This window comes from Clostridia bacterium (genome assembly GCA_017410375.1).
GTDB lineage: Bacteria > Bacillota > Clostridia > RGIG6154 > RGIG6154 > RGIG6154.
Genome location: JAFQQW010000024.1, coordinates 1 through 20714, shown reverse-complemented (window position 1 = coordinate 20714; position 20714 = coordinate 1). Strand labels below are relative to the sequence as shown.

At 42.2% G+C, this 20714-nt stretch carries 18 protein-coding genes; 16 read left to right on the top strand and 2 right to left on the bottom strand.

The features are described from left to right. Nucleotides 1-82 precede the first annotated feature (82 nt). The gene (locus IJE10_03775; GenBank protein MBQ2967226.1) at nt 83-934 is read left to right on the top strand and encodes a hypothetical protein; all 852 of its coding nucleotides are present in this window, start codon (nt 83-85) and stop codon (nt 932-934) included. Nucleotides 935-960: 26 nt separating this feature from the next. On the opposite strand, the gene IJE10_03770 is transcribed toward IJE10_03775, so the two are convergent. Further along, a complete protein-coding gene (locus IJE10_03770) occupies nt 961-1782 on the bottom strand; it encodes an AraC family transcriptional regulator (GenBank protein ID MBQ2967225.1) in 822 nt (273 codons plus the stop codon). 135 nt (nt 1783-1917) lie between these two features. Between IJE10_03770 and IJE10_03765 the strand changes: the two genes are divergently transcribed. Genes IJE10_03765 through IJE10_03755 form a run of 3 tightly spaced genes read left to right on the top strand, consistent with a single transcriptional unit; the run spans nt 1918 to nt 5607 of the window. Further along, entirely contained in the window at nt 1918-2766 is an 849-nt protein-coding gene (locus tag IJE10_03765; GenBank protein ID MBQ2967224.1) for a glucosamine-6-phosphate isomerase, read from the top strand. 1 nt (nt 2767) lies between these two features. Next, nucleotides 2768-3928 carry an N-acetylglucosamine-6-phosphate deacetylase gene (nagA, locus tag IJE10_03760; GenBank protein MBQ2967223.1) on the top strand — a complete coding sequence of 387 codons (1161 nt, stop codon included), beginning with the start codon at nt 2768-2770 and terminating at the stop codon, nt 3926-3928. Continuing rightward, nucleotides 3925-5607, top strand: coding sequence for a DUF4091 domain-containing protein (locus IJE10_03755; protein ID MBQ2967222.1), 1683 nt, complete (start codon nt 3925-3927; stop codon nt 5605-5607). Before nagA ends, IJE10_03755 begins: the two co-directional genes overlap by 4 nt. Before the next feature lie 31 nt (nt 5608-5638). Here the strand turns inward: IJE10_03755 and IJE10_03750 are convergent, their stop codons facing one another. Beyond that, nucleotides 5639-6526 carry a hypothetical protein gene (locus IJE10_03750; GenBank protein ID MBQ2967221.1) on the bottom strand — a complete coding sequence of 296 codons (888 nt, stop codon included), beginning with the start codon at nt 6524-6526 and terminating at the stop codon, nt 5639-5641. Nucleotides 6527-6741: 215 nt separating this feature from the next. Here IJE10_03750 and spo0A point away from each other — a divergent pair, with 215 nt between their 5' ends. From spo0A to IJE10_03690, 12 genes are all read left to right on the top strand, one after another. After that, nucleotides 6742-7491, top strand: a complete 750-nt coding sequence (gene spo0A, locus IJE10_03745; GenBank protein MBQ2967220.1) for a sporulation transcription factor Spo0A — start codon at nt 6742-6744, stop codon at nt 7489-7491. Nucleotides 7492-7609: 118 nt separating this feature from the next. Continuing rightward, nucleotides 7610-8245: an endonuclease III gene (gene nth, locus IJE10_03740; GenBank protein ID MBQ2967219.1), complete on the top strand. Its 636-nt coding sequence runs from the start codon at nt 7610-7612 to the stop codon at nt 8243-8245. Then, on the top strand, nt 8242-9114 hold the full coding sequence (locus IJE10_03735; GenBank protein ID MBQ2967218.1) for an EamA family transporter: 873 nt from the start codon (nt 8242-8244) through the stop codon (nt 9112-9114). Before nth ends, IJE10_03735 begins: the two co-directional genes overlap by 4 nt. A gap of 309 nt (nt 9115-9423) precedes the next feature. Further along, nucleotides 9424-10074: a bifunctional 4-hydroxy-2-oxoglutarate aldolase/2-dehydro-3-deoxy-phosphogluconate aldolase gene (locus IJE10_03730; protein MBQ2967217.1), complete on the top strand. Its 651-nt coding sequence runs from the start codon at nt 9424-9426 to the stop codon at nt 10072-10074. Further along, on the top strand, nt 10071-11009 hold the full coding sequence (locus IJE10_03725) for a 2-dehydro-3-deoxygalactonokinase (GenBank protein MBQ2967216.1): 939 nt from the start codon (nt 10071-10073) through the stop codon (nt 11007-11009). The genes IJE10_03730 and IJE10_03725 overlap by 4 nt, the downstream gene beginning before the upstream one ends. 3 nt (nt 11010-11012) lie before the next feature. Continuing rightward, nucleotides 11013-12104 carry a glycoside hydrolase family 99-like domain-containing protein gene (locus tag IJE10_03720; GenBank protein ID MBQ2967215.1) on the top strand — a complete coding sequence of 364 codons (1092 nt, stop codon included), beginning with the start codon at nt 11013-11015 and terminating at the stop codon, nt 12102-12104. A 77-nt stretch (nt 12105-12181) separates the two neighbouring features. Continuing rightward, nucleotides 12182-13471 (top strand): serine--tRNA ligase, encoded by a 1290-nt coding sequence (gene serS, locus IJE10_03715; protein MBQ2967214.1) that lies wholly within the window; start codon nt 12182-12184, stop codon nt 13469-13471. 82 nt (nt 13472-13553) lie between these two features. After that, a complete protein-coding gene (locus IJE10_03710) occupies nt 13554-14438 on the top strand; it encodes a hypothetical protein (protein ID MBQ2967213.1) in 885 nt (294 codons plus the stop codon). Nucleotides 14439-14521: 83 nt separating this feature from the next. Then, on the top strand, nt 14522-15394 hold the full coding sequence (locus tag IJE10_03705) for a helix-turn-helix transcriptional regulator (GenBank protein ID MBQ2967212.1): 873 nt from the start codon (nt 14522-14524) through the stop codon (nt 15392-15394). A gap of 77 nt (nt 15395-15471) precedes the next feature. Continuing rightward, nucleotides 15472-16635, top strand: a complete 1164-nt coding sequence (locus IJE10_03700; GenBank protein MBQ2967211.1) for an aminoacetone oxidase family FAD-binding enzyme — start codon at nt 15472-15474, stop codon at nt 16633-16635. Then, nucleotides 16632-18176, top strand: a complete 1545-nt coding sequence (locus IJE10_03695; GenBank protein MBQ2967210.1) for an FAD-binding protein — start codon at nt 16632-16634, stop codon at nt 18174-18176. Before IJE10_03700 ends, IJE10_03695 begins: the two co-directional genes overlap by 4 nt. A gap of 16 nt (nt 18177-18192) precedes the next feature. After that, the gene (locus IJE10_03690) at nt 18193-20412 is read left to right on the top strand and encodes an FAD-dependent oxidoreductase (GenBank protein ID MBQ2967209.1); all 2220 of its coding nucleotides are present in this window, start codon (nt 18193-18195) and stop codon (nt 20410-20412) included. Nucleotides 20413-20714 lie beyond the last annotated feature (302 nt).

Here is a 20714-nt window from a genome sequence, read left to right as displayed (position 1 = left end):
TGGGAAGAAAGTGCAATATTACGGGAAAATTTTTTATTGCAAATAAAGAGAAGTTATGTATAATAGAAGCAGGAGGGAAGTTATGAATGCATTTTATTTAACGATAGTTGTCCTGGGTGTAGCAATCCAGAATGTTGCAAGAAAAGCTTTTTCGGATAAAACAAACGGAAAAGGCTCGATTTTTTACGCAGCATTGTTAAGCTTTGTGGCGATGCTCTTTTTTGTAGCTTTAAGCGAAGGCTTTCGATGGGAATCGGGCGTTTTCCCTTATGCGCTGGGTTTTGCAGTGTCTTTTGCAGCCGCAAATGTTTTTTCAACCCTTGCGGTGTCTTGCGGACCCTTGTCCTTAACGGCTTTAATGGTATCGTATTCACTGATGATTCCAACTGTTTACGGTCTTGTTTTTTTGAACGACCCCGTCAGCATCGGTCTGATTCCCGGACTGTTGCTTTTGGTTGTTTCTCTTTTTTTAATTAATAAAAAAGCGGCAGATACCACTATTTCTTTTAAATGGTTTATCTATGCTTTTTTGGCACTTGTCGGAAACGGCATGTGCTCTACCACGCAGAAGATGCATCAGGTGGTATACGGAAACGTTTTTGAAAACGAGTTTATGATTATCGCTCTTGCAATTGTAGTGCTTACACTTTGTAGCTGGTCATTTGTAACCGAACGGTCAGATTGGAAAAGCTTTGCCCAAAACGGCTGGTGGATGGCTCTGGCAGGCGGTATTGCAAACGGCATTGTCAATATGCTGGTTATGCTGCTAAACAGCAAAAATTTCCCTGTATCTTTGATGTTTCCGATTATTTCGGCAGGGGGTATTGTGATCACATTTTTTGTGTCGAAACTGATTTATAGAGAACACCTGACCAAAGCACAGCTCTGGGGCTTTGCCTGTGGCGTTTTATCGGTTATACTGCTTAACATATAAGGCTAAAAAAGATTAAGTCGCAAGACTTAATCTTTTTTTTGTACAAGCCGATAGGCGGAAGGGGACAGAAAAACATTTTTCTTGAAAATACGACTGAAATAATTCTGATCCGAAAAACCGATTTGTTCGCCGACTTGCGCGACAGAAAGCTCGGTATTTTTCAGAAGCTCCTTGGCAATTTCAATTTTAGCATTTAAGATATACTGCTTAGGGCTTGTGCCTGTGATTTCGTGGAACAGATGTGAAAAACGGCTTTCGCTTAAATTACATATTTTCGCGTAATCCGCAATGGATTTGTTTTGCCGTGCAGAAGCGTAAATGTGCTTACAAATTTCCTGAATCTGTGTTCTTGCAGCTGTTTTTTCAGGCACATTTTCTTTGACGACTCTTGCGATCGTGGTAAGCAATTGTAAAAGAATGCTGTGACATGCGTATTCTGAATAGTCGTCCTTTACATAAAATTCTGCAATGAGCGTGTCGTAAAGATTGACGATACCGAGACTTCCTGCGGTGTAATAAATAGGGTTTGTCAACCCTAAATCTGTAAGAATTTCAGAGCAGGCGCTTCCTGTAAAATGCATATAATAGGATTTGGACGGATGTTCTTTTTTAAAAAAATATTCCTGACGTTGCCCCGGCGGATATATAATCACAGAGCCTTTTGGGGCCTTATGTGTTTCACCGTTGATACGAACAAAACACATACCTTCGGCAATATACAAAAGATGATAATCTCTTCTGCCGTTTACGCGTAAACTTCCTGCATCATATCCGTATATGTCCTGCATTCCGCAGCTGTTTAAAAGCAGGTATTTGTCCGAAACCCTTTCAGAACTGAATGCTTGCATTTGAACCACCTCATACACATTTTACATGAGAGGCGCGAGGATGTCAATAGCAGAAAAGTGCTAATTTTCAGCAACAGATGATATATACTTTTTTAAAGCACTATTTTATAATTAAAAAAAGGAGGCGTAAAACTTATGGATATTAACAGAATTAATAGGGAAGATTTGGGAAAAGGAAGCAACATCCGGTTAAACGTTTGCGATACCGAGGTGGATATGTACTGGAAGGTTGCCATTGAAGTGCTTGAAACCATTGACGAAAACAATAAAAAAGGGGAGATGACTGTTATGGTCGTGCCTTACGGACCTATCGGTCCATACAGCCGACTTGTATATCTTGTAAACAAGTACAGAGTAAGCCTAAGAAGCTGTGTTTTTATCAATATGGACGAGTATTTAACCGATGATAAGGAATACATAGATGAAAATGACCCGTTGTCCTTCCGAGGAGGTATGAATCGTATATTTTACTCGAAGATTGATGAAGAATTAAATGTTCTTCACGAAAACCGATATTTTCCCGATCCGCACAATCCCGACAAGGTCTTGGAGATAATCGAAAAATACGGAAAGCTGGATATGGTGTTCGGCGGTATCGGTATCAACGGTCATTATGCCTTTAACGAACCGCCATACGGGGATGAACCGTTTAGCAACGAGGAGTTTTTAAGCCGTCCCACAAGAGTTTTAGAGGTTTCACGGGAAACGCGTACCATCAATTCTTTTATGAATTGTGGGGGTGATTTGAATGCAATCCCGAGATACTGCATTACTGTGGGTATGAAAGAAATGTTTATGGCAAAAAAAGTGCGTATGTGTATGCCCCGCGATTGGAATGCCGGAGCACTTCGCAAGGTTTTGCATGGTGAAGTTACTGCAAAGGTGCCTTGTTCGCTGTTTCAGAATCATCCGGATGCGATGCTTTATGCAACGGAAGTCGCACTTGCTTCTCCTGTTCCTGAAATTCGGGTGTACAACAAATAATATGAAATATATACTTATAAAAAACGGACTTGTTATCGGAGATAAAATTGAAAAGAAAGATATCCTTTTAAAGGACGGTATTATAGAAAATACAGATTTTAAGGGTGAGGTTCCCGAAAATTGCAGTGTAATAGATGCCTCGGGTCTATATGTTTTACCGGGATTTATTGATATACATCTGCATGGTGGCGGTGGATATGATTTTATGGATTGCACGGAAACGGCTTTTGAAACCATTTCGCGGACACATCTGCAAAAAGGGACAACAACTATGTTGCCCACCACGGTCTCTGCGCCCTTTACCGATGTCTTGAAGCTTTTGCAGACTTATAAAAAATACGCATCCCAATGTCCTAATTTTTACGGTGTTCACTTAGAAGGTCCGTTTATCTCGGTCAATCAGAGGGGGGCGCATAAGGCACATCTGTTGCATGCGCCGGAGCAATGGGAAACAGATATGCTTATAGAACAGGGCAGAGGGATTATCAAACGCATAACCGCCGCACCGGAACTTGCAGGCATGGACTATTTTTGTAAAAGAATGATTGAAAATGGCGTTTGGCTTTCGGTCGGACATAGTGATGCAACTTGTGAAACAGCTTTATCGGCATTCAATATGGGATTTTCGCATATCACGCATCTGTATAGTGCAACGCCGAGCATCCGAAAAATCGGGCAGGAGGTTAAAGCCGGTGTTATCGAGGCGGCATACTTAGATGACAGAGTTTCTGTTGAGCTGATTGCAGACGGCAAGCATGTTGCAAAAGAAGCTATAGCGCTGGCACTTAAAATAAAAGGCGTTGATAAGGTTGCTTTTGTCACCGATGCACTTTGTCCGGCAGGGACCGACGTAACCGAAAGCTTTTTGGGAGAAAAGATGCCCGAAAACCGCATCATTATTGAAGATGGCGTTGCAAAGCTTCCGGACCGGTCATCCTTTGCAGGAAGCATTGTAACTGCAGATATGCTTTTGGAACGTGCAGTGAATTATTACGGCATCAGTTTACCTGTGGCTGTTAAAATGCTGACTAAAACACCTGCCAAAATTTTAGGCATTCATAATAAAGGCGAGATAAAAAAAGGTTATGATGCCGATATGGTTCTTCTGGACAAGAATTTTATGGTGCAGCAGGTGCTGTTGAAAGGAGAAACAATACTATGATTGAAACCGGCATATTCAGTAGTCTGACTGCGATTTTCCCGGACAAGGAACCGACAGACAAGCAAATGAGGCGCTTTTATATGTGTAAAAACCAAGCCATTAATTTCCAGTTGGCTTTCAAAATAACTGACAACAGTTGTCACAGCACCGATTTCTTTATTCGTGTTGATTCGGTACTGCCTGTTACGCTGTATTATCAAAACTGTGTACCTGTTTTAAATACCTCTTTGGTGGATACCGATATGCCAACAGGGTTGTATCCCGATATTCTGCTTCCCAAAAAAACAAATCCGGTTTTGGTTTGTTTTTTGGATGCAGGAAAGCAGGAAATGTATACGGAAAAAGGAGAATCTGTTTCTCTTCGTGCCTATGACGACAGCTGGCAGGCGTTATGGTTTTGTGTAAACGAATTTCAAAAGCCATTAAAGGCAGGGGAATATGAAATTAAGCTCGCTTTGTACGATATAAGAAACGAGAAGGTGGGGGAAGATAAAATTGCGGTGGAGGTGCTTGTTGATAAGCTTCCCGTACAAAAACTGATGTATACAAACTGGTTTCATCATGATTGTTTGGCAGATACATATAATGTACCCGTTTTTTCAGATCGGTATTTTGAAATTATGAAAGACTATGTGGAAAAGGCAGCACGAAACGGCATGAATATGATTCTTTTGCCTGCATTTACACCACCGCTTGATACACCGCCCGGCGGAGAACGGATGACCGTACAGCTGGTGCAGATTATAAAAAGCGGTTCGAACTATTCATTCGATTTCAGCTTAATGAAACGGTTTATAGATATCTGTAAAAAAGCAGGCATTCGTTATTTTGAGCATGTACATCTGTTTACCCAGTGGGGTGCTGCAGCGGCACCGAAAATTATTGTCACCGAAAACGGAAAAGAAAAGAAAATGTTCGGGTGGCACACCAAAGCAACAGGGAAGAAGTATCATGCGTTTTTGAAACAGTATTTAACAGCAGTCAAAGCTTTCTTTGAACGAGAAAAGTTAACCAACAGAGTGATGTTTCACATTTCGGATGAGCCGAATTACGGAAATATTGAAAGCTACAAAGCGGCACGGCAAAGTGTTATAGATATGCTTAAAGGCTACTTGGTGAGCGACGCCATGAGTTGTGTGGCGTTTTACGAACAGGGGCTTTGCGATATGCCGATTGCCGGTACGAGCCATGTGCATGATTTTATCGGTAAATGCAAAAATTTATGGGCATATTATATCGGCGGAGATGTTAACGGCGGAAAAGCAAACCGCATCATTCCGCTTCAAAGAGAAAGAAACCGCGTAATGGGCATGCATCTGTATTATTTTGCTATCAAAGGATTTTTACATTGGGGATATAACAATTATTACGGAATTCAGAGTCAGTATCTGTTTAACCCTGCCTTAAATCCTTCGGGAGGTTTCGCACTGGCAGGCACTTCTTATTTTGTATACCCTGCAATGGATGGAACAGCGTATCAGTCGATACGCCAAAAGCTTTTTGCAGAGGCACTTAACGATATTCGTCTTTTGTCTCTTTTAGAAAAAAAGATTGGTAAAGCTGAAACCAAACAACTCGCAGAAAAGCACTTCGGCACAATCCGTTTTGACCGTATGCCCCAAAACGCACAAAGCTATCTTGACTTTATTGAAGATGTTTACAAGCACATTCAAGCATAAAAAAATAAGTTCCCGACCGGGAACTTATTTTTTACAGTAAATCATCAATCTGATTTGCATAGTAGGCTTTGTCAAAGAGTGGAATGACATAGCTGTGGGGACCGTTTTGGTCTTCGACAAATGTGTTGGAGCCATCTGTGGGATTTACGGTTGCTTTGCCAAACACTTCTTTGTAGCCGGCTTTTTCCGCATCTCCGATGTAAGCATAGAGGGCGGTCATGGGATCCCAGGAATGTCTGCCATTGGGAGAACCGTGTACCACCATACATTTTTTTAAGAAATCCGAAGGTTCAAGTTTTGAACCGGAGATAACTTCCCAACCAACCTCAAAGCCCAAAAATGCAATGGGAGTAGGCCAGTTGTCACACATATAAGCACCTGCTTTTTTGGACTCGGCACAGCAGTAGAAATTGTATTCCCTGCCGGGGTTTTCGTCCCATTTGCCTGCCATCGCCCAGAGCTTTTTTACCTTTTGCTTAACCAGTTCCATGCCGGTTAAGGGGGAGTATTGGTCAGGCTGACTATCCAGCAAATCGGCTAAAATGTTTTGAAAACCGATTTCGATAATTTCTATTTGTGTTTCAGATTCAGCCAGCATTTTTCTGTAAAAAGAAACGCCGTCCAAACAATCATCGTTTTGGAGCTTATGCGGAAAATCTTTCATGAAGTATTGGTATTTAAGCGGTTCATCCATATCGGGTGTAATGGGCGCTTTTGATATACCGATGGGTAAATCTAAGTCTTCATTTACCAAAAACGCAGAAAGGGAAGATACAGAGTGCTCCATGCGTGTGTTGATGCAAATACCTTTAAAGTTAATTTTCTCTGCTTTGTGCAGATTACAAAGCAAGCGGACCGCCACAATGTCGTCACAGTCTGTCCACCAGTCGGTGTCTAAAATAAAAGTTCTTTTTTCCATGCTTTTTCTCCTTACAGTTAAATAATGCTGATTACAAAAATGATTATATCACAGGAATACCGTTTTTGCAATAAATTATTTCCCGACGGAAAAACCGCATGAATAGGGGTGTTTGCTGTCGTAAACGGAATCTAAACTTCAAATATTTTGGAAATTATTGACATAAATGGAAAAATATGGTAAAGTCGAATCAAAAGAAAGGAGAGAAAAGAAAAATGGAAAAACTAAAGATTGTGCTGGCGTTTTCGGATGCGGAATATGGCATGCGGTTAAAGGAATTTATGGATAAAGCGGCTGATGTAAAGGTCATGGCGGTGGTTTCGGACGGTGAGGCAGCTGTCGAAGCCATCAACAACTTTAAAGCGGATGCGGCTGTTCTGGATTTGTTTTTACCCAAATGCGATGCAATTGGGGTTATGGAAAACAGCTACATGAAACGTCCCGAATTTGTGGTGCTGTCAGCACCTGTTTCGGATATTCTTGTGGCACGTATTTTCGAGAGTGGTGCGGCATATTATGCAGTTAAGCCCGTAAGTCCGCAGGTGATTCTGGATAAAACCAGAAGTGCGGTAAAGCGGGAAAGCAGAAAGGTGTTACAGTCTATGAAACCTGATTTGGAGGCGATGGTAACCAAAATTATTCACGATGTGGGAGTTCCGGCGCACATTAAGGGTTACCGCTATTTACGCGACTCCATTATCATGACCGTCAACGATATTGAAATTATAAATTCCATTACAAAAATGCTGTATCCTACCGTAGCGAAAAATCATAACACCACACCCTCCAGAGTGGAACGCGCTATCCGGCACGCCATTGAGGTTGCCTGGGACCGGGGCGAACCGGATACTTTAAATCATTATTTCGGGTATACCATCGCCTCGGGCAAGGGAAAACCCACCAATTCTGAGTTCATTGCTATGATTGCGGACAATTTGCGCATTGAGCTTAAAGGTACTGCGTAAGCATACCATACAATGAATGAACAGAAGACTAAAAGAAGCACTTATAAAAGTGCTTCTTTTAGTCTTTACTTTTGACCGGAAATGTGGTATACTTTGTTTTTGGAAAGGAGAGATTTCCATGACAAAAAAAGAATATGTTGCAGAGTTGATTGCGCGGCTTAAAGCGGAGTACCCGGATGCAGAATGCACCTTAACAACGGAAAATCCTCTGCAGCTTTTAATATCCACTCAGCTTTCGGCACAGTGTACTGACGAGCGGGTTAACATTGTAACCAAAGAGCTTTATAAAAAATACAAAACTGTTTACGATTTTGCAAACGCAACTGTTCCGGAGATTGAAGAAATGATTAAATCTTTAGGACTTTATAAAAATAAAGCGAAAAATTTAAAGGCTTGCTGTGAAACGCTGATTCGGGATTTTCACGGTGAAGTGCCCGATACCATGGAAGCACTTCTGACTTTGGCAGGCGTTGGAAGAAAAACCGCAAATTTAGTGCTTGGCGAAGCATTCGGTAAGCCGGCTGTGGTTGTAGATACTCATTGTACACGTCTTGCAAACCGCATGGGACTGACTAAAAACAGCGACCCGGTTAAAATTGAACAGGATTTAAAGAAGATTCTGCCCGAGCAGGAACAAATGAATTTCTGCCACAGACTTGTACACCACGGCAGAGCGTGCTGTACAGCGCGAAAAGCAAATTGTGACACTTGTGTTTTAAATGACATTTGCAAGAAAGAAGGCTTGAAAAAGTGAAAAAATTTGGCGTGCTTCTGATTGTGCTCTCGGGCTTGCTTTGGGGCAGTATGGGCGTGTTTTTAAAGTTGGTACAATCCTTTGGTTTTTCAGCCCTACAGTGTACTGCACTCAGAATTGGGTCTGCTGCACTTGTTTTATGGGTTTTTACAGGAATCTTCAGTCCAAAAAGCTTGAAAATATCTTTTAAAGAATTACCCATGCTAATCCTTTGCGGTGCAGTTTCGGTAGGCGGTATGTCCGCTTTGTATTTATCCGCTATTGATATGACATCAGTTTCGGTTGCGGCGGTATTGCTGTATATGTCGCCCGTCTGGGTTATGATTTTTTCGGTACTGTTTTTGAAAGAAAAACTGACTGTAAAAAAAGCCGTTGCAGCTGTTATTGCTTTTTTGGGATGTGCCTGCATTGCGGGGTTGAGCGGGGACACTAAAACCTCGTTCATTGGCATTTTACTTGGTATACTGAGTGGCGTTTTTTATGCCTCCTATAGTATTTTCGGTACTTTTGCATTGCAGAAAAACAGCGGGCTTACGGTTACATGTTATACGTTTTTATTTGCATCGGTAGTATCCTTTTGCATCGGAGATCTGCCTGGCATAATCGAAGTCATTTCTGCCTCCGAAAAGTTGCTGGAGCTTTCGGGTGTTGTGTTTTTGTTTGGATTTATAACGGCGGTTGCACCTTTTGCGTTTTACACAATTGGCTTAAAATATGTGAATGCCTCTAAAGCGGCGGTGCTTGCTTGTATTGAGCCTGTTACCGCGGCGTTTTTCGGCTTTTTTCTATATGATGAGCCGTTGAATTACCTTGGTATTGGTATGATTTTGATTGCTATTTTAATGCTGTCGAAAAAAGAAAAAGAATAATTTCAAAGAAATTTCACATTTTCGACAAGGTATTTACATATTGATATGTATAATAAAGAGTGTAGAAGGAATTACGGCAAGTGTTCGCATTACTCCTCAAATCTTTAGTTCTGAATCAGAACTGCCCCCTGCGGGTGCTTGCCGGAATCACTTTTACAATGAAGTTTTTCATTTCAAACACTCCCTTTTTGGGCGACCGTATATGGCGGTCGCTTTTTTCTTTTTTAAGTCTTATGAAAAGCTGAATTTCTTGACAGTATGCAATTAAAATGTTATACTTAAACAAAACAGCAAAGGAAAGGTGAAAGTATGCGTAATAAAGTAATTGAGGCTGTTGAGCGTGAAAAATTGGTTGTTATTGTCCGGGGTGTACAAAAAGAAAAGCTGATACCCCTTGCAGAAGCAATGTATAAAGGCGGCATTCGCCTGCTTGAAGTTACATACGATGCCAGAGGCATTGTTCCAGACGAAGAAACTGCCGAAAATATTAAAATGCTGGCATCACATTTTGAAGGAAGAATGTTTATCGGTGCAGGCACCGTCCTTAGTGAAAAACAGGTGGAATTGACAAAAAATGCCGGCGGATTGTTCATTATTTCTCCGGATGCCAATGCGTCGGTTATTCGGAAAACAAGAGAATTGGGACTGGTTTCTATGCCCGGTGCATTGACGCCTACCGAAATTCAGTCGGCACATATAGCGGGCGCAGACTTTGTGAAGCTGTTTCCGGTATCTGATTTGGGACCTTCCTATTTAAAGGCTGTCAAAGCACCGCTTTCACACATCAAAATGCTTGCAGTGGGCGGTGTGGACGAAGGAAACATTAAAACCTATTTGAAAGCAGGTGCTTCGGGCTTTGGTATTGGTGCTTCAATTGTGAATAAGCAATGCATTGATGGTGATGATTTTGAAGGCATTACCGCTCTGGCAGAAAAATTTGTAAAGGCGGTCGGGGTATGAGAAATTACATCACGGTAGACGGCGGCACAACCACGACAAGAATCAGCCTTGTGCAGGATATGCAATTGAAAGATACAATAAAGCTCGGTGTGGGCGCCCGTGCAAATATGGAACAACCGGGTCTTTTGGAAAAAGAACTGAAAGGTGCGATAGAATCTTTGCTTACAAAGCACGCACTTTCAGAAGCTGATATTACGCGCATTCTGGCATCCGGCATGATTACGTCTGAATTCGGACTTTGTAAGCTTGACCATATCCAAACGCCTGCGGGACTTACAGAATTGCATGACAGTATGTTCGAAACGGTTATCTCCGAAATTTCGTCTGTTCCGTTTGTGTTTGTCCGCGGTGTAAAAACCGATGCCACGGATTTCAGAGACACAGATATGATGCGTGGGGAAGAGGTAGAGCTGATGGGCATCATAAATCCTGATTACGGCAAATGCATTTATATCCTGCCCGGATCCCATTCCAAAGTCATCCAAACCGATGCACAGGGAAGAATCGTTGATTTTTCCACCATGCTGACAGGCGAAATGATTGCATCCCTCTCGCAAAACACCATTTTAAAGGATGCGGTGGACTTAACCATCTCTGAAACAGATGCAGAATATCTGCTTAAAGGGTATGACTGCTGTGAAAATGCAGGGGTCAATAAAGCGTTGTTTAAAACAAGAATCCTAAAAAATATTTATGGGTGCACTGCAAAGCAGACGTATAGCTTTTTTATTGGTGTTGTTTTGCATGATGAACTCGTTGAAATTAATAAAGCGGATACAGAAACGATTGTGCTTGGCGGTAAAGCACAAATTAAAGAAGCGATGGCTCTGATTTTAAACAGGCGCTGTGATAAAAAACTTGTGGTACTTTCCGAAAATGATGTTTCTTCCTGTACCGCAAAAGGAATTATAAAAATTTACGAAGGGGAGAAATAATATATGCAAAACATAGATGTTGCGGCATATATTTGGCCTGCATACACGGGGGATGAGCCCCGCAGTCGCATTTTCTGGCAGGAGGGAATCGGTGAATGGCAGTCTGTGAAAAACAGTAAGCCAAAGGGCGATTATTTCTGGGACAGAAAACCGCTCTGGGGATATGTGAATGAAGCAGACCCTTATGTAATGGAAATGCAGATTGAAGCAGCACTTGACCATAACGTAAATGTGTTTATTTATGACTGGTACTGGTATGATGACCGCCCGTTTCTGGAAAACTGTTTGAATGACGGCTTTTTAAAAGCCAAAAACAATCAGAAAATGAAGTTTTATCTGATGTGGGCAAACCATGACGCCAATGATACTTGGGATATTCGTAACTCGGGTACGGGTACGGTTATCTGGCAGGGCGCAGTAACGGAAACACAATTTAAAAAAATCGGTGAGCGTTGGCTTGAAAAATATTTTGCGTTGCCCAACTACTATTGCATAAACGAAAGGCCTTTAATCAGCATCTATGACATGCAAAATTTCATATCTGGTCTTGGGGGATTGGAAAAAGCAAAGGAAAATATGGCTTGGTTAAATGAAGAAGCAAAAAAGCGTGGCTTTAAGGGTGTGCATTTTCAGTTTGTCAAGTGGGGAACGAACAGCTTAAATCTTTCGGGTGTTGACAGCTATGTAAAAGAGGTAACTCCTGCATTGGCAGAGGAAATGGGCTTTTTGTCCCTTACACATTATCAGTTTGTGCATTTTTTAAATGTCACAAAACCCTATCCTACACTTTTGCCCGACCTTGAAAAAGAGTATGACAAAATTAAATCAGATTTTCATATTCCGTATTTTCCGCATGTATCCATCGGGTGGGACAACAATCCGCGATATATCAATTTCCACGGACCTGTTCTGCCTGAAAGCAATCCTGAAAATTTTGAGCAGGCATTAAAGCTTGCAAAGGCATATGCGGAGCAAAATGACGTGCCGATGGTTACGGTAAACAGCTGGAACGAGTGGACAGAGAGCAGTTATTTAGAGCCTGACGATTTGAACGGCTACGGTTATCTGGAAGCAATAAAACGTGTTTTTGGCTAAAATTTAAAGAAATACTTGAATTTTTTTCATAAATATGTTAAAATATCTTTTATGAAATGAATAAATGAGGTGTTGAAATGATAGACATTAAATTCTTAAGAGAAAACCCGGAAGTGGTAAAGGAAAATATCCGCAAAAAATTCCAGGATAAAAAGCTTCCTTTGGTAGATGAAGTAATCGCTTTGGATGAACAGAACCGTGCAAACAAAGCAGAAGCAGATAATTTGCGTGCAATGCGCAACAAGGTTTCCAAGAATATCGGTAACTTCATGGCGCAGGGCAAAAAAGAAGAAGCTGAAGCTGAAAAGGCAAAGGTGTCCGAATATTCTGCAAGACTTGCTGAATGTGAAAAATTAGAAGGTGAGCTTTCTGCAAAAGTAAAAGAAATCATGATGATGATTCCGAACATCATCGACCCCTCCGTTCCGATTGGCGAGGACGATAGCAAAAATGTTGAAGTGGAACGTTTTGGCGAACCGGTTACACCCGATTTTGAAGTGCCGTATCACACCGATATCATGAAAACCTTTGACGGTATTGACTTAGACGCCGCAGGTTCTGTTGCAGGTAACGGTTTTTATTATCTGATGGGTGATATTGCAAGATTACATTCTGCAATTCTTTCTTATGCAAGAGATTTTATGATTGATAGAGGCTTTACCTATTGCATTCCGCCTTATATGATTCGCAGAAGTGTGGTAGAAGGCGTTATGAGCTTTGAAGAAATGGATGCGATGATGTATAAGATTGAGGGAGAGGATCTCTATTTAATCGGTACCAGTGAACATTCCATGATTGGTAAATTTATCAATACTTTCACACCTGAAGCGGAACTTCCCAAATGCTTAACCTCTTATTCTCCCTGCTTCCGTAAGGAAAAGGGCGCACACGGTATCGAAGAACGTGGCGTATACAGAATCCATCAGTTCGAAAAGCAGGAAATGATTGTGGTTTGTAAGCCGGAAGAAAGCCCGAAATATTTTGATGTGCTCTGGAACAATACAGTTGATTTCTTCCGCACTTTAGATATTCCGGTTCGTACTTTGGAATGCTGTTCCGGTGACCTGGCAGACCTTAAAGTTAAATCTATCGACGTTGAAGCATGGTCTCCACGTCAGCAGAAATACTTTGAAGTTGGTTCCTGCTCTAACTTAGGTGATGCGCAGGCGAGAAGATTGGGTATCAAGGTCGCAGGTGAAGGTGGTAATAAATATTTTGCGCATACACTCAATAACACCGTAGTTGCACCGCCGAGAATGCTCATTGCTTTCTTGGAAAACAATCTGCAGGCAGACGGTTCTGTTCTGATTCCTGAAGCCCTTCGTATGTACATGGGCGGAAAAGACAAAATCGTTCCTAAAAACTAAAAATTATAAAGAACCGCTTGGCGGTTCTTTTTTTCACCCATTTTAATGCCGGAGCATAGTTTATAGAGAGGGAGGCCGGAAAATGGTAAAGGATTTTTTGATTGCGGGTGGGGACAGACGGATGCAGGCAACTGAAGCAATGCTGAAAAAAGCAGGATGCACAGCAGACAGATGGGGAGAGGACGGAGACAGCACGCCTGTCTACCAAAACTATTCTTGTATCGTACTTCCTGTACCGGCTACAGCTGACGGAAAACACCTGAATAGTGTTTTTAAACAAAAACCGTATATTGGTGACATTTTGGCTTGCATGTACAGCGGACAGACGCTTTTAGGTGGTATGTTGCCTGAATCCATATGTGTTCTTGCGGAACAAAAAGGCGTTCGGGCTTTTGATTACGCAAGGGATGAGGGGTTTCAGCAACAAAACGCGTATCTTACTGCAGAGGGCGCGATTTCTCTTGCGGTGGAAAAAATTCCGTTTTCGCTATGGAATTCCCGCTGTTTGGTTGTAGGATTTGGCAGAATCGGTAAGATTCTTTCGGATTATTTAAAGGCTATGGGCGCTTCTGTTTCAGTTGCGGCACGTCATAAAGATAGTCTGTTGCTTGCAAAAATTTGCGGGTTTCAGGCTGTTTCAATGCTTGATGTGCAGGATTGTATCGCAAAATCAGACGTTGTGTTCAACACGGTGCCCGAACAGATACTTGATTTATCCGTTCTGTCTGAAAATGCCTATTATATGGAGCTTGCCTCTAAGCCTTACGGTGCTGTCTTTGAGACAAGTTTGTTCGAACATACAAAAACAAACTTAGTGTTGTGTGCTTTCCTCTTGCAACACACAAAATTGCTTATTCCTGCCGGCGCAATTTTGGTTGCGGCGCCACGAACTGAAAAAACAGTCCACCGGACTGTTTTTCTTAACCGTTCGCGCCTTACGGTGCTGTCTTTGAGACAAGCTTTTTAAATGGGTGTTGACATGAAATCTGCAGGGTGGTATAATTTAAACAATAGTAAGTTTGTATAATATTGTTCAAAAGTGGGTGTGGGATGGAATATAAGTTGAAAAGTATGAAAAGTGCCATTACGGTAGAAGGTATTGCGAATCTGCATTATTTTGAATTTACCGGGCGGTATCATACCAAAAACGATTACCACGATTTTTGCGAGCTTTTGTTTGTGGACAAGGGCTCTGTTGAGGTGCGTTCAAAAAATTACAAAGGAACCCTTTCGTGCAATCAGCTTATCATCCACCGACCCAACGAAGTGCATTCTCTGTCCTGTACTGAAAGTGTGGCACCAAACGTAATCATTGTGGGCTTTCGGTGTGATGCACAAGCACTTGAGCCTTATTCCAGAATACCTGTACTTTTGTCGGCGGAACAAAAGAGAATGCTTTCTGAGGTAATGCAGGAGGGAACGGTTCTGTTCGCACCGCCTTACGACATTCCCGGTACAGAAGAAATGCATTTGCGTGAAAATATACCCTTTGGAGCAGAGCAGATGCTTAAAATGAAGCTTGAAATGCTTTTGATTTCTCTGGTGCGTAACAGTCAGACGGCTTCGGATGAAGTGCTTGAAATAAAGACGAACATTCCAATTGCCGAAATTAAACAGTATATTGAAGAGCATTATAACGAAAAGCTTGCTTTAGATAATCTATGTTTTATTTTCAGCACCAACAAAACGTCTCTTTGCAGAAGCTTTAAAAATGAATACGGACAAACTGTTTTAGAGTATATTCATCGTCTGAAAATCAAAGAAGCAAAAGCCATGCTTCGCAAAGAATCCTTTTCAGAAACAGAAATTTCAGAGAAACTGGGTTTTAATTCTATTCATTATTTTTGCAGATTCTTTAAAAAATACGCCGGTCAGTCACCGAGTGAATATATGAAAAGCATCCGCGCAAAGCTGGATTTATAAAAATACAATACCAAACAAAAGTCCATGTTCTTTTATATAGAAATATGATACAATACAGTTACGGAGGTGAGAAGAAAATGTCGGTTGCAATTATTGGCGGCGGTGCGGCAGGCTTGTTTGCGGCCTGTGTGCTGAAGAAGAACGGCGTACCGTTTACCCTTTTTGAACGGGAAACGAGAGTTGGGAAAAAACTGCTTGCTACCGGAAACGGCAGATGCAATTTAAGCAATATGGAGCTAAACCTTTCCCGGTATCACGGGAATATCGCTTTTGCAGAGTTTGCTCTGGAAACTTTCAATCAGTATAATCTGATGGAGTTTTTGCGTGAAATCGGCATTTTGTGTATCGCTGAGGGAGATAAAATCTTTCCGCGTTCGTTGCAGGCATCTTCGGTTTTAGATATGCTTCGTTTGTATATCGGAGAAGCACAGACCGAAACAGAAGTACACTCCATCAAAAAAGAAAAAGGGGCGTTTTTACTTTCTACATCCAAAGGACAAAAGCGGTTTGAAAAAGTGCTGGTTTGTCCCGGCGGAAAAGCCTCTAATAAGCTTTCGGGCGGCGGAAGCTATAATTTGCTTACCGATCTAGGATATGTCTGCACACCTCTTGCGCCTGCCATTGTCCAGCTGAAATGTGAAGGCACAAAAGCATTAGAAGGCATTAAGACCGATGCACTTGTAACGGTTGGCGACAGAAAAGAATTCGGTGAAGTGCTGTTTACCTCCTACGGCTTATCAGGGCCGCCTGTTTTACAGGTTTCCCGGGATGCAAAAGGTGAAACATTAAAATTAGATATAGAAAACGACCTTTCTTTTAAAGAAATTACCGATATTCTGACAGAGCGAAAAGCTTTAAAGCATTTGACACTTGAAAATCTGTTTACGGGAATATTAAATAAAAAAATCGGACAGTATGTGTTAAAACGTGCAGGCGTTCAGCCTTTAAGCCGAGGTGTTGACAGCCTTACCAATCACGAAATTAAGGCAATTGCGTCTGTTGTTAAAGGTCTGGAGTTTAGAATCTCCGATACCAACGGTTTTGACAACGCACAGGTGACAGCAGGCGGTATTGATACAAGGGATTTTGATGCCCATACGATGGAATCCAAAAAGCATAAGGGACTGTATGTGGCAGGCGAGGTGCTTGATGTGGACGGCGATTGTGGCGGATTTAATCTGCAGTGGGCGTTTTCATCGGCATATGTGGCGGCAATCTCCATCGCAGGAGGTACGCTATGATAAAAATTGACGGCATCCGCAGAGAATTAAGCGAGTCGGATTATGAGTTCGAAATGCGCTTTCGGCGTACCTATCGTATTGTAACTGATATATTTTATATTTTAAAGCAGGCAACGGATGCACGCAAAAAACAGGATGTACATTTTGTGTGCTCGGTTTTAATCGGTGCAGAGAATGAGGAAATGCTTCTGCATCGCATTAAGTATGCCAAAATCTTTGATACAACAGAATTTTCCTATCCGGAGTTAAAAAAAGAACCGGAAAGCAGACCGGTTATTATCGGCTCGGGTCCTGCAGGGACCTTTGCGGCGCTCACGCTTGCCCACGCAGGAGCAAAGCCCATTATTATTGAACGCGGACAAGCGGTGGAAGAAAGAACAAATACCGTAGCTGCTTTTTTTAAAGGCGATACTTTAAACGAAAACTCCAACGTCCAGTTCGGCGAGGGCGGCGCAGGCACGTTTTCGGACGGAAAATTAAATACCGGCACTCATTCGCCTTTTATCCGCCATATTTTAAAAGAATATGTACGTTTTGGTGCAGATGAGGACATTTTGCGGAATGCAAAACCGCATATCGGTACTGATGTTTTAAAAAGAATTGCGAAAAATATCCGTTCTGAAATCGAGAATCTCGGTGGGACATATCTTTTTGATACTCAGGTATCCGATTTTAAAATGCAGAACGGCAAAATTTCGGCAGTTTTTGCAAAAGACTGGATAGAAACAGATTGTGTGATTTTAGCCATCGGGCACAGCGCGAGAGACACCTTTGAACTACTTCACCAAAAAGGGGTATACATGGAACAAAAGCCGTTCTCGGTGGGCGTCAGAATTGAACATCCGCAGGAAATCATAAACAGAGCACAATATGGCTCGTTTTGGAATCATCCTGCGTTGAAAGCGGCAGATTACAAGCTTTGGGATGATTGCTACACCTTTTGTATGTGTCCCGGTGGTTTTGTAGTAGCGGCGGCGAGTGAATCGGGTGGCATCGTCACCAATGGCATGAGCTATTCCGACCGGGCAGGTGAAAATGCCAACAGCGCACTTTTAGTAAATGTAGATGCGCGTGATTTTGGTGATGACTTGTTTGCAGGCGTTGCATATCAACGGAAAATAGAACAAACGGCATATAACATCAGCCAAAGCTATCATGCACCGGCACAATGCATATCTGATTTTTATGCAGGTAATGTTACAAAATCTTTTTCGGGCGTGAAGCCTACTTATCAGCCCGGAGTTGCAGAGTGCGATTTGAACAAGCTTCTGCCCGAACGTATTACAGAAAAATTAAAAAGCGGTATATTCAATTTAGATAAAAAATTAAAAAGCTTTGCAATGGACGATGCGGTGCTTACCGCGCCCGAAACCCGAAGCTCCTCTCCCATACGCATTGTACGGGACAAGGAGACGTTAGAGTCTGTTTCCTGTAAGGGTCTATATCCTTGCGGTGAAGGTGCAGGGTATGCAGGAGGCATTATGTCCGCCGCGGCAGACGGCATCCGTTGTGCATTACATTGGATTGAAACGCAAAGCTAAAGAGGAGGAAATGAATATGGAAGCAAATGCAGTACGCGTACAAAAGGACTTGGTGATTGTTGGCGCAGGTATCCCCGGTGTTGTACATGCCATTCAGGCGGCAAGAATGGGCGTAAAGGTTGCGCTCATTAATAACCGTGGCTATGTGGGTGGCAACGGTAGTGCAGAGGTAACCGTTTGTGTATCCGGTGCAACGGGCACACAAAAGTATAACTATTTCGCAAGAGAAACCGGCGTTATGGAAGAGTTGATGCTGGAAAACCTTTATCGCAATCCCGACGGTAACCGTTACATATGGGATGCCGTTATGATGGATGCACTTCTGGCCGAAGAAAATATTGAGCTTTTCCTAAACACCAATGTGTATAAAGCAGATGTGGAAGACGGCAAAATCATCCGTGCTTACGGTGACCAGAATACAACAGGCAAAATTTTTGCCTTTGAAGCACCGCTTTTTGCAGATGATACCGGCGATGGTTTCTTGGCTTATATGGCGGGCGCGGAATACCGCTATGGCAGAGAAGGAAAAGCGGAGTTTAACGAACGTATTGCACCCGATGAACCCGATCAGTTTGTTATCCCCAGCACCCTGGCTTTCTTTGCAAAGGATGTAGGACATAAAGTTGAATACAAAGCGCCTAAGTTTGCAACCGACCTTACCAAAACCGATGTTTTGAAATACCGTGTGATTCCCAAAAATAATTTCGGCAGATTCCATTGGTTTTACGAAATCGACGGTGAACTGGATAATGTAGAAGATAGCGAAACCATCATTCAGCATCACAGAAATTTAGTTTACGGCATCTGGGATTATATTAAAAACAGCGGAGAATATGATGCAGACAACTATGATTTGGAATTTGTAGCACCTATTATGGGTAAGCGTGAATCGAGACGTATTATGGGTGACCACATCTTAACCGAAAGCGATATTGTAAATCAGGTGGATTTTGAGGACAGTGTAGGACATGGCGGCTGGTCAATTGACCTGCATGCCATCCGTGGATTTTATGCTAAGGAGCCTGTTAATAAGCATGTATTCTTAAAAGGTATTTATCAGATTCCGTACCGTTGCGGGTATTCGAAAGATATTTCAAACCTCTTTATTGAGGGCAGATGTATGTCTACTTCCCATGTAGGCTTTGGTACAACACGCGTTATGGCGACCCTTGCAACTTTAGGACAGGCAAACGCGGTTGCGTCTTACCTTTGTAAAAAATACAACACCACACCCCGCGGTGTTTATGAAAATCATCTGGAGGAATTACAGCAGACACTCCTTAAGTACGACCAGTATATCGTAGGCAAGAAATATGATGACAAAGAAAACTTAGCAAAAGATGCTGTTGTTACCGTATCGTCTGTTAAAGGTCTTTCCATGACGGATAAGGATGGCGAGATTCAGATGGATAAGGGTTTATCTTTGTCTATCCCTGTTAAAAAAGAAATGCAGTCCGTCCGCTTCCTTATGAGCGTTAAAAAGGATACAGAGCTTTTCTATAGCGCATCCGAGCCTGCAAAACCCGAGAATTACAATCCTGCTGTTTTGCTTACCGAGAAGAGCATAAAACTTCAAAAAACAGATGGTTTTCAATGGATTACACTTCCGCTGGATGTAAAGGTTTCCAAACCCTGCAACCTGTTTATCGGCATGAAAGAAAACGAAGATATTATTTTTGCAACCTCCGAGCAGACAGTTGCCGGTGTGGTTTGCTGCTATCATGAGTTCCATGATGCGGATGTGTTAATTGATATTGACACCCTTGACAAGATGAAAGAAAGTTGGTCAAGACTGCACAAAACGCTTTGCTTTGAAGCAGGTACCGATGAAGCGGTGTTTGCCGGTGAAAACCTTATAAACGGCTTTGCGCGTCCCTATGGCGGCACCAATATCTGGCAGTCCAAGCAGGTAGAAGGCGAGTGGTTTACTTTATCTCTTCCTGAAAAGAAGAATATTCGTGAAATGGTACTCATTTTTGACAGCGATCTGGATATTTGTATCCGCAATACTGCAACAAGTCCCGAGCGCAGTGCGCAGGCGCTTGTAACCGACTACAATGTATACTGCAAAAATGCAGACGGCGAGTTTGTGCAGGTAATGGAGGTAAGAGACAACCACCAACGTTATAACGCACTTGATTTGGAAGGCGTTGAAACCGATGCAGTAAAGGTTGAATTCTTAAAAACCAACGGTCAGAAATTTGTCGGTGTTTACGAAGCAAGATTATATGCATAATATAAAAAACGGAAAAGGGGCTGTAAATTTATTACAGCCCTTTTTTAGGGAATAGGAAAAAATGTTTGGAATGGACAAACTGAGACCAAACCGCGTTGCATCGCGGTTTGGGGTTACCCGAAGGCGTACAAAGGTACGTCGAGAGGCGAAGTTTGTTCATAGCAAAAACGCATTTATCAAAAGAAAACGCGCAAAATTTTGCGTGTTTTCTTCATTTCGTGTCTTTCTCGTGAGTTTGCACAAACTTTGTTCGCCTTTATACTCGCGTTTTTGCGATCCGGACTTTTTTTACATTCCCTTTT

Excerpts from the sequence above, each read along its gene's own strand:
- IJE10_03750 (MBQ2967221.1), bottom strand. The coding sequence starts at position 6,526 with ATGGAAAAAAGAACTTTTATTTTAGACACCGACTGGTGGACAGACTGT.
- IJE10_03755 (MBQ2967222.1), top strand. The coding sequence starts at position 3,925 with ATGATTGAAACCGGCATATTCAGTAGTCTGACTGCGATTTTCCCGGAC.
- IJE10_03700 (MBQ2967211.1), top strand. The coding sequence starts at position 15,472 with ATGTCGGTTGCAATTATTGGCGGCGGTGCGGCAGGCTTGTTTGCGGCC.
- IJE10_03775 (MBQ2967226.1), top strand. The coding sequence starts at position 83 with ATGAATGCATTTTATTTAACGATAGTTGTCCTGGGTGTAGCAATCCAG.
- IJE10_03730 (MBQ2967217.1), top strand. The coding sequence starts at position 9,424 with ATGCGTAATAAAGTAATTGAGGCTGTTGAGCGTGAAAAATTGGTTGTT.
- IJE10_03705 (MBQ2967212.1), top strand. The coding sequence starts at position 14,522 with ATGGAATATAAGTTGAAAAGTATGAAAAGTGCCATTACGGTAGAAGGT.
- spo0A (MBQ2967220.1), top strand. The coding sequence starts at position 6,742 with ATGGAAAAACTAAAGATTGTGCTGGCGTTTTCGGATGCGGAATATGGC.
- nagA (MBQ2967223.1), top strand. The coding sequence starts at position 2,768 with ATGAAATATATACTTATAAAAAACGGACTTGTTATCGGAGATAAAATT.
- IJE10_03725 (MBQ2967216.1), top strand. The coding sequence starts at position 10,071 with ATGAGAAATTACATCACGGTAGACGGCGGCACAACCACGACAAGAATC.
- IJE10_03720 (MBQ2967215.1), top strand. The coding sequence starts at position 11,013 with ATGCAAAACATAGATGTTGCGGCATATATTTGGCCTGCATACACGGGG.
- IJE10_03770 (MBQ2967225.1), bottom strand. The coding sequence starts at position 1,782 with ATGCAAGCATTCAGTTCTGAAAGGGTTTCGGACAAATACCTGCTTTTA.
- serS (MBQ2967214.1), top strand. The coding sequence starts at position 12,182 with ATGATAGACATTAAATTCTTAAGAGAAAACCCGGAAGTGGTAAAGGAA.
- nth (MBQ2967219.1), top strand. The coding sequence starts at position 7,610 with ATGACAAAAAAAGAATATGTTGCAGAGTTGATTGCGCGGCTTAAAGCG.
- IJE10_03695 (MBQ2967210.1), top strand. The coding sequence starts at position 16,632 with ATGATAAAAATTGACGGCATCCGCAGAGAATTAAGCGAGTCGGATTAT.
- IJE10_03710 (MBQ2967213.1), top strand. The coding sequence starts at position 13,554 with ATGGTAAAGGATTTTTTGATTGCGGGTGGGGACAGACGGATGCAGGCA.
- IJE10_03690 (MBQ2967209.1), top strand. The coding sequence starts at position 18,193 with ATGGAAGCAAATGCAGTACGCGTACAAAAGGACTTGGTGATTGTTGGC.
- IJE10_03765 (MBQ2967224.1), top strand. The coding sequence starts at position 1,918 with ATGGATATTAACAGAATTAATAGGGAAGATTTGGGAAAAGGAAGCAAC.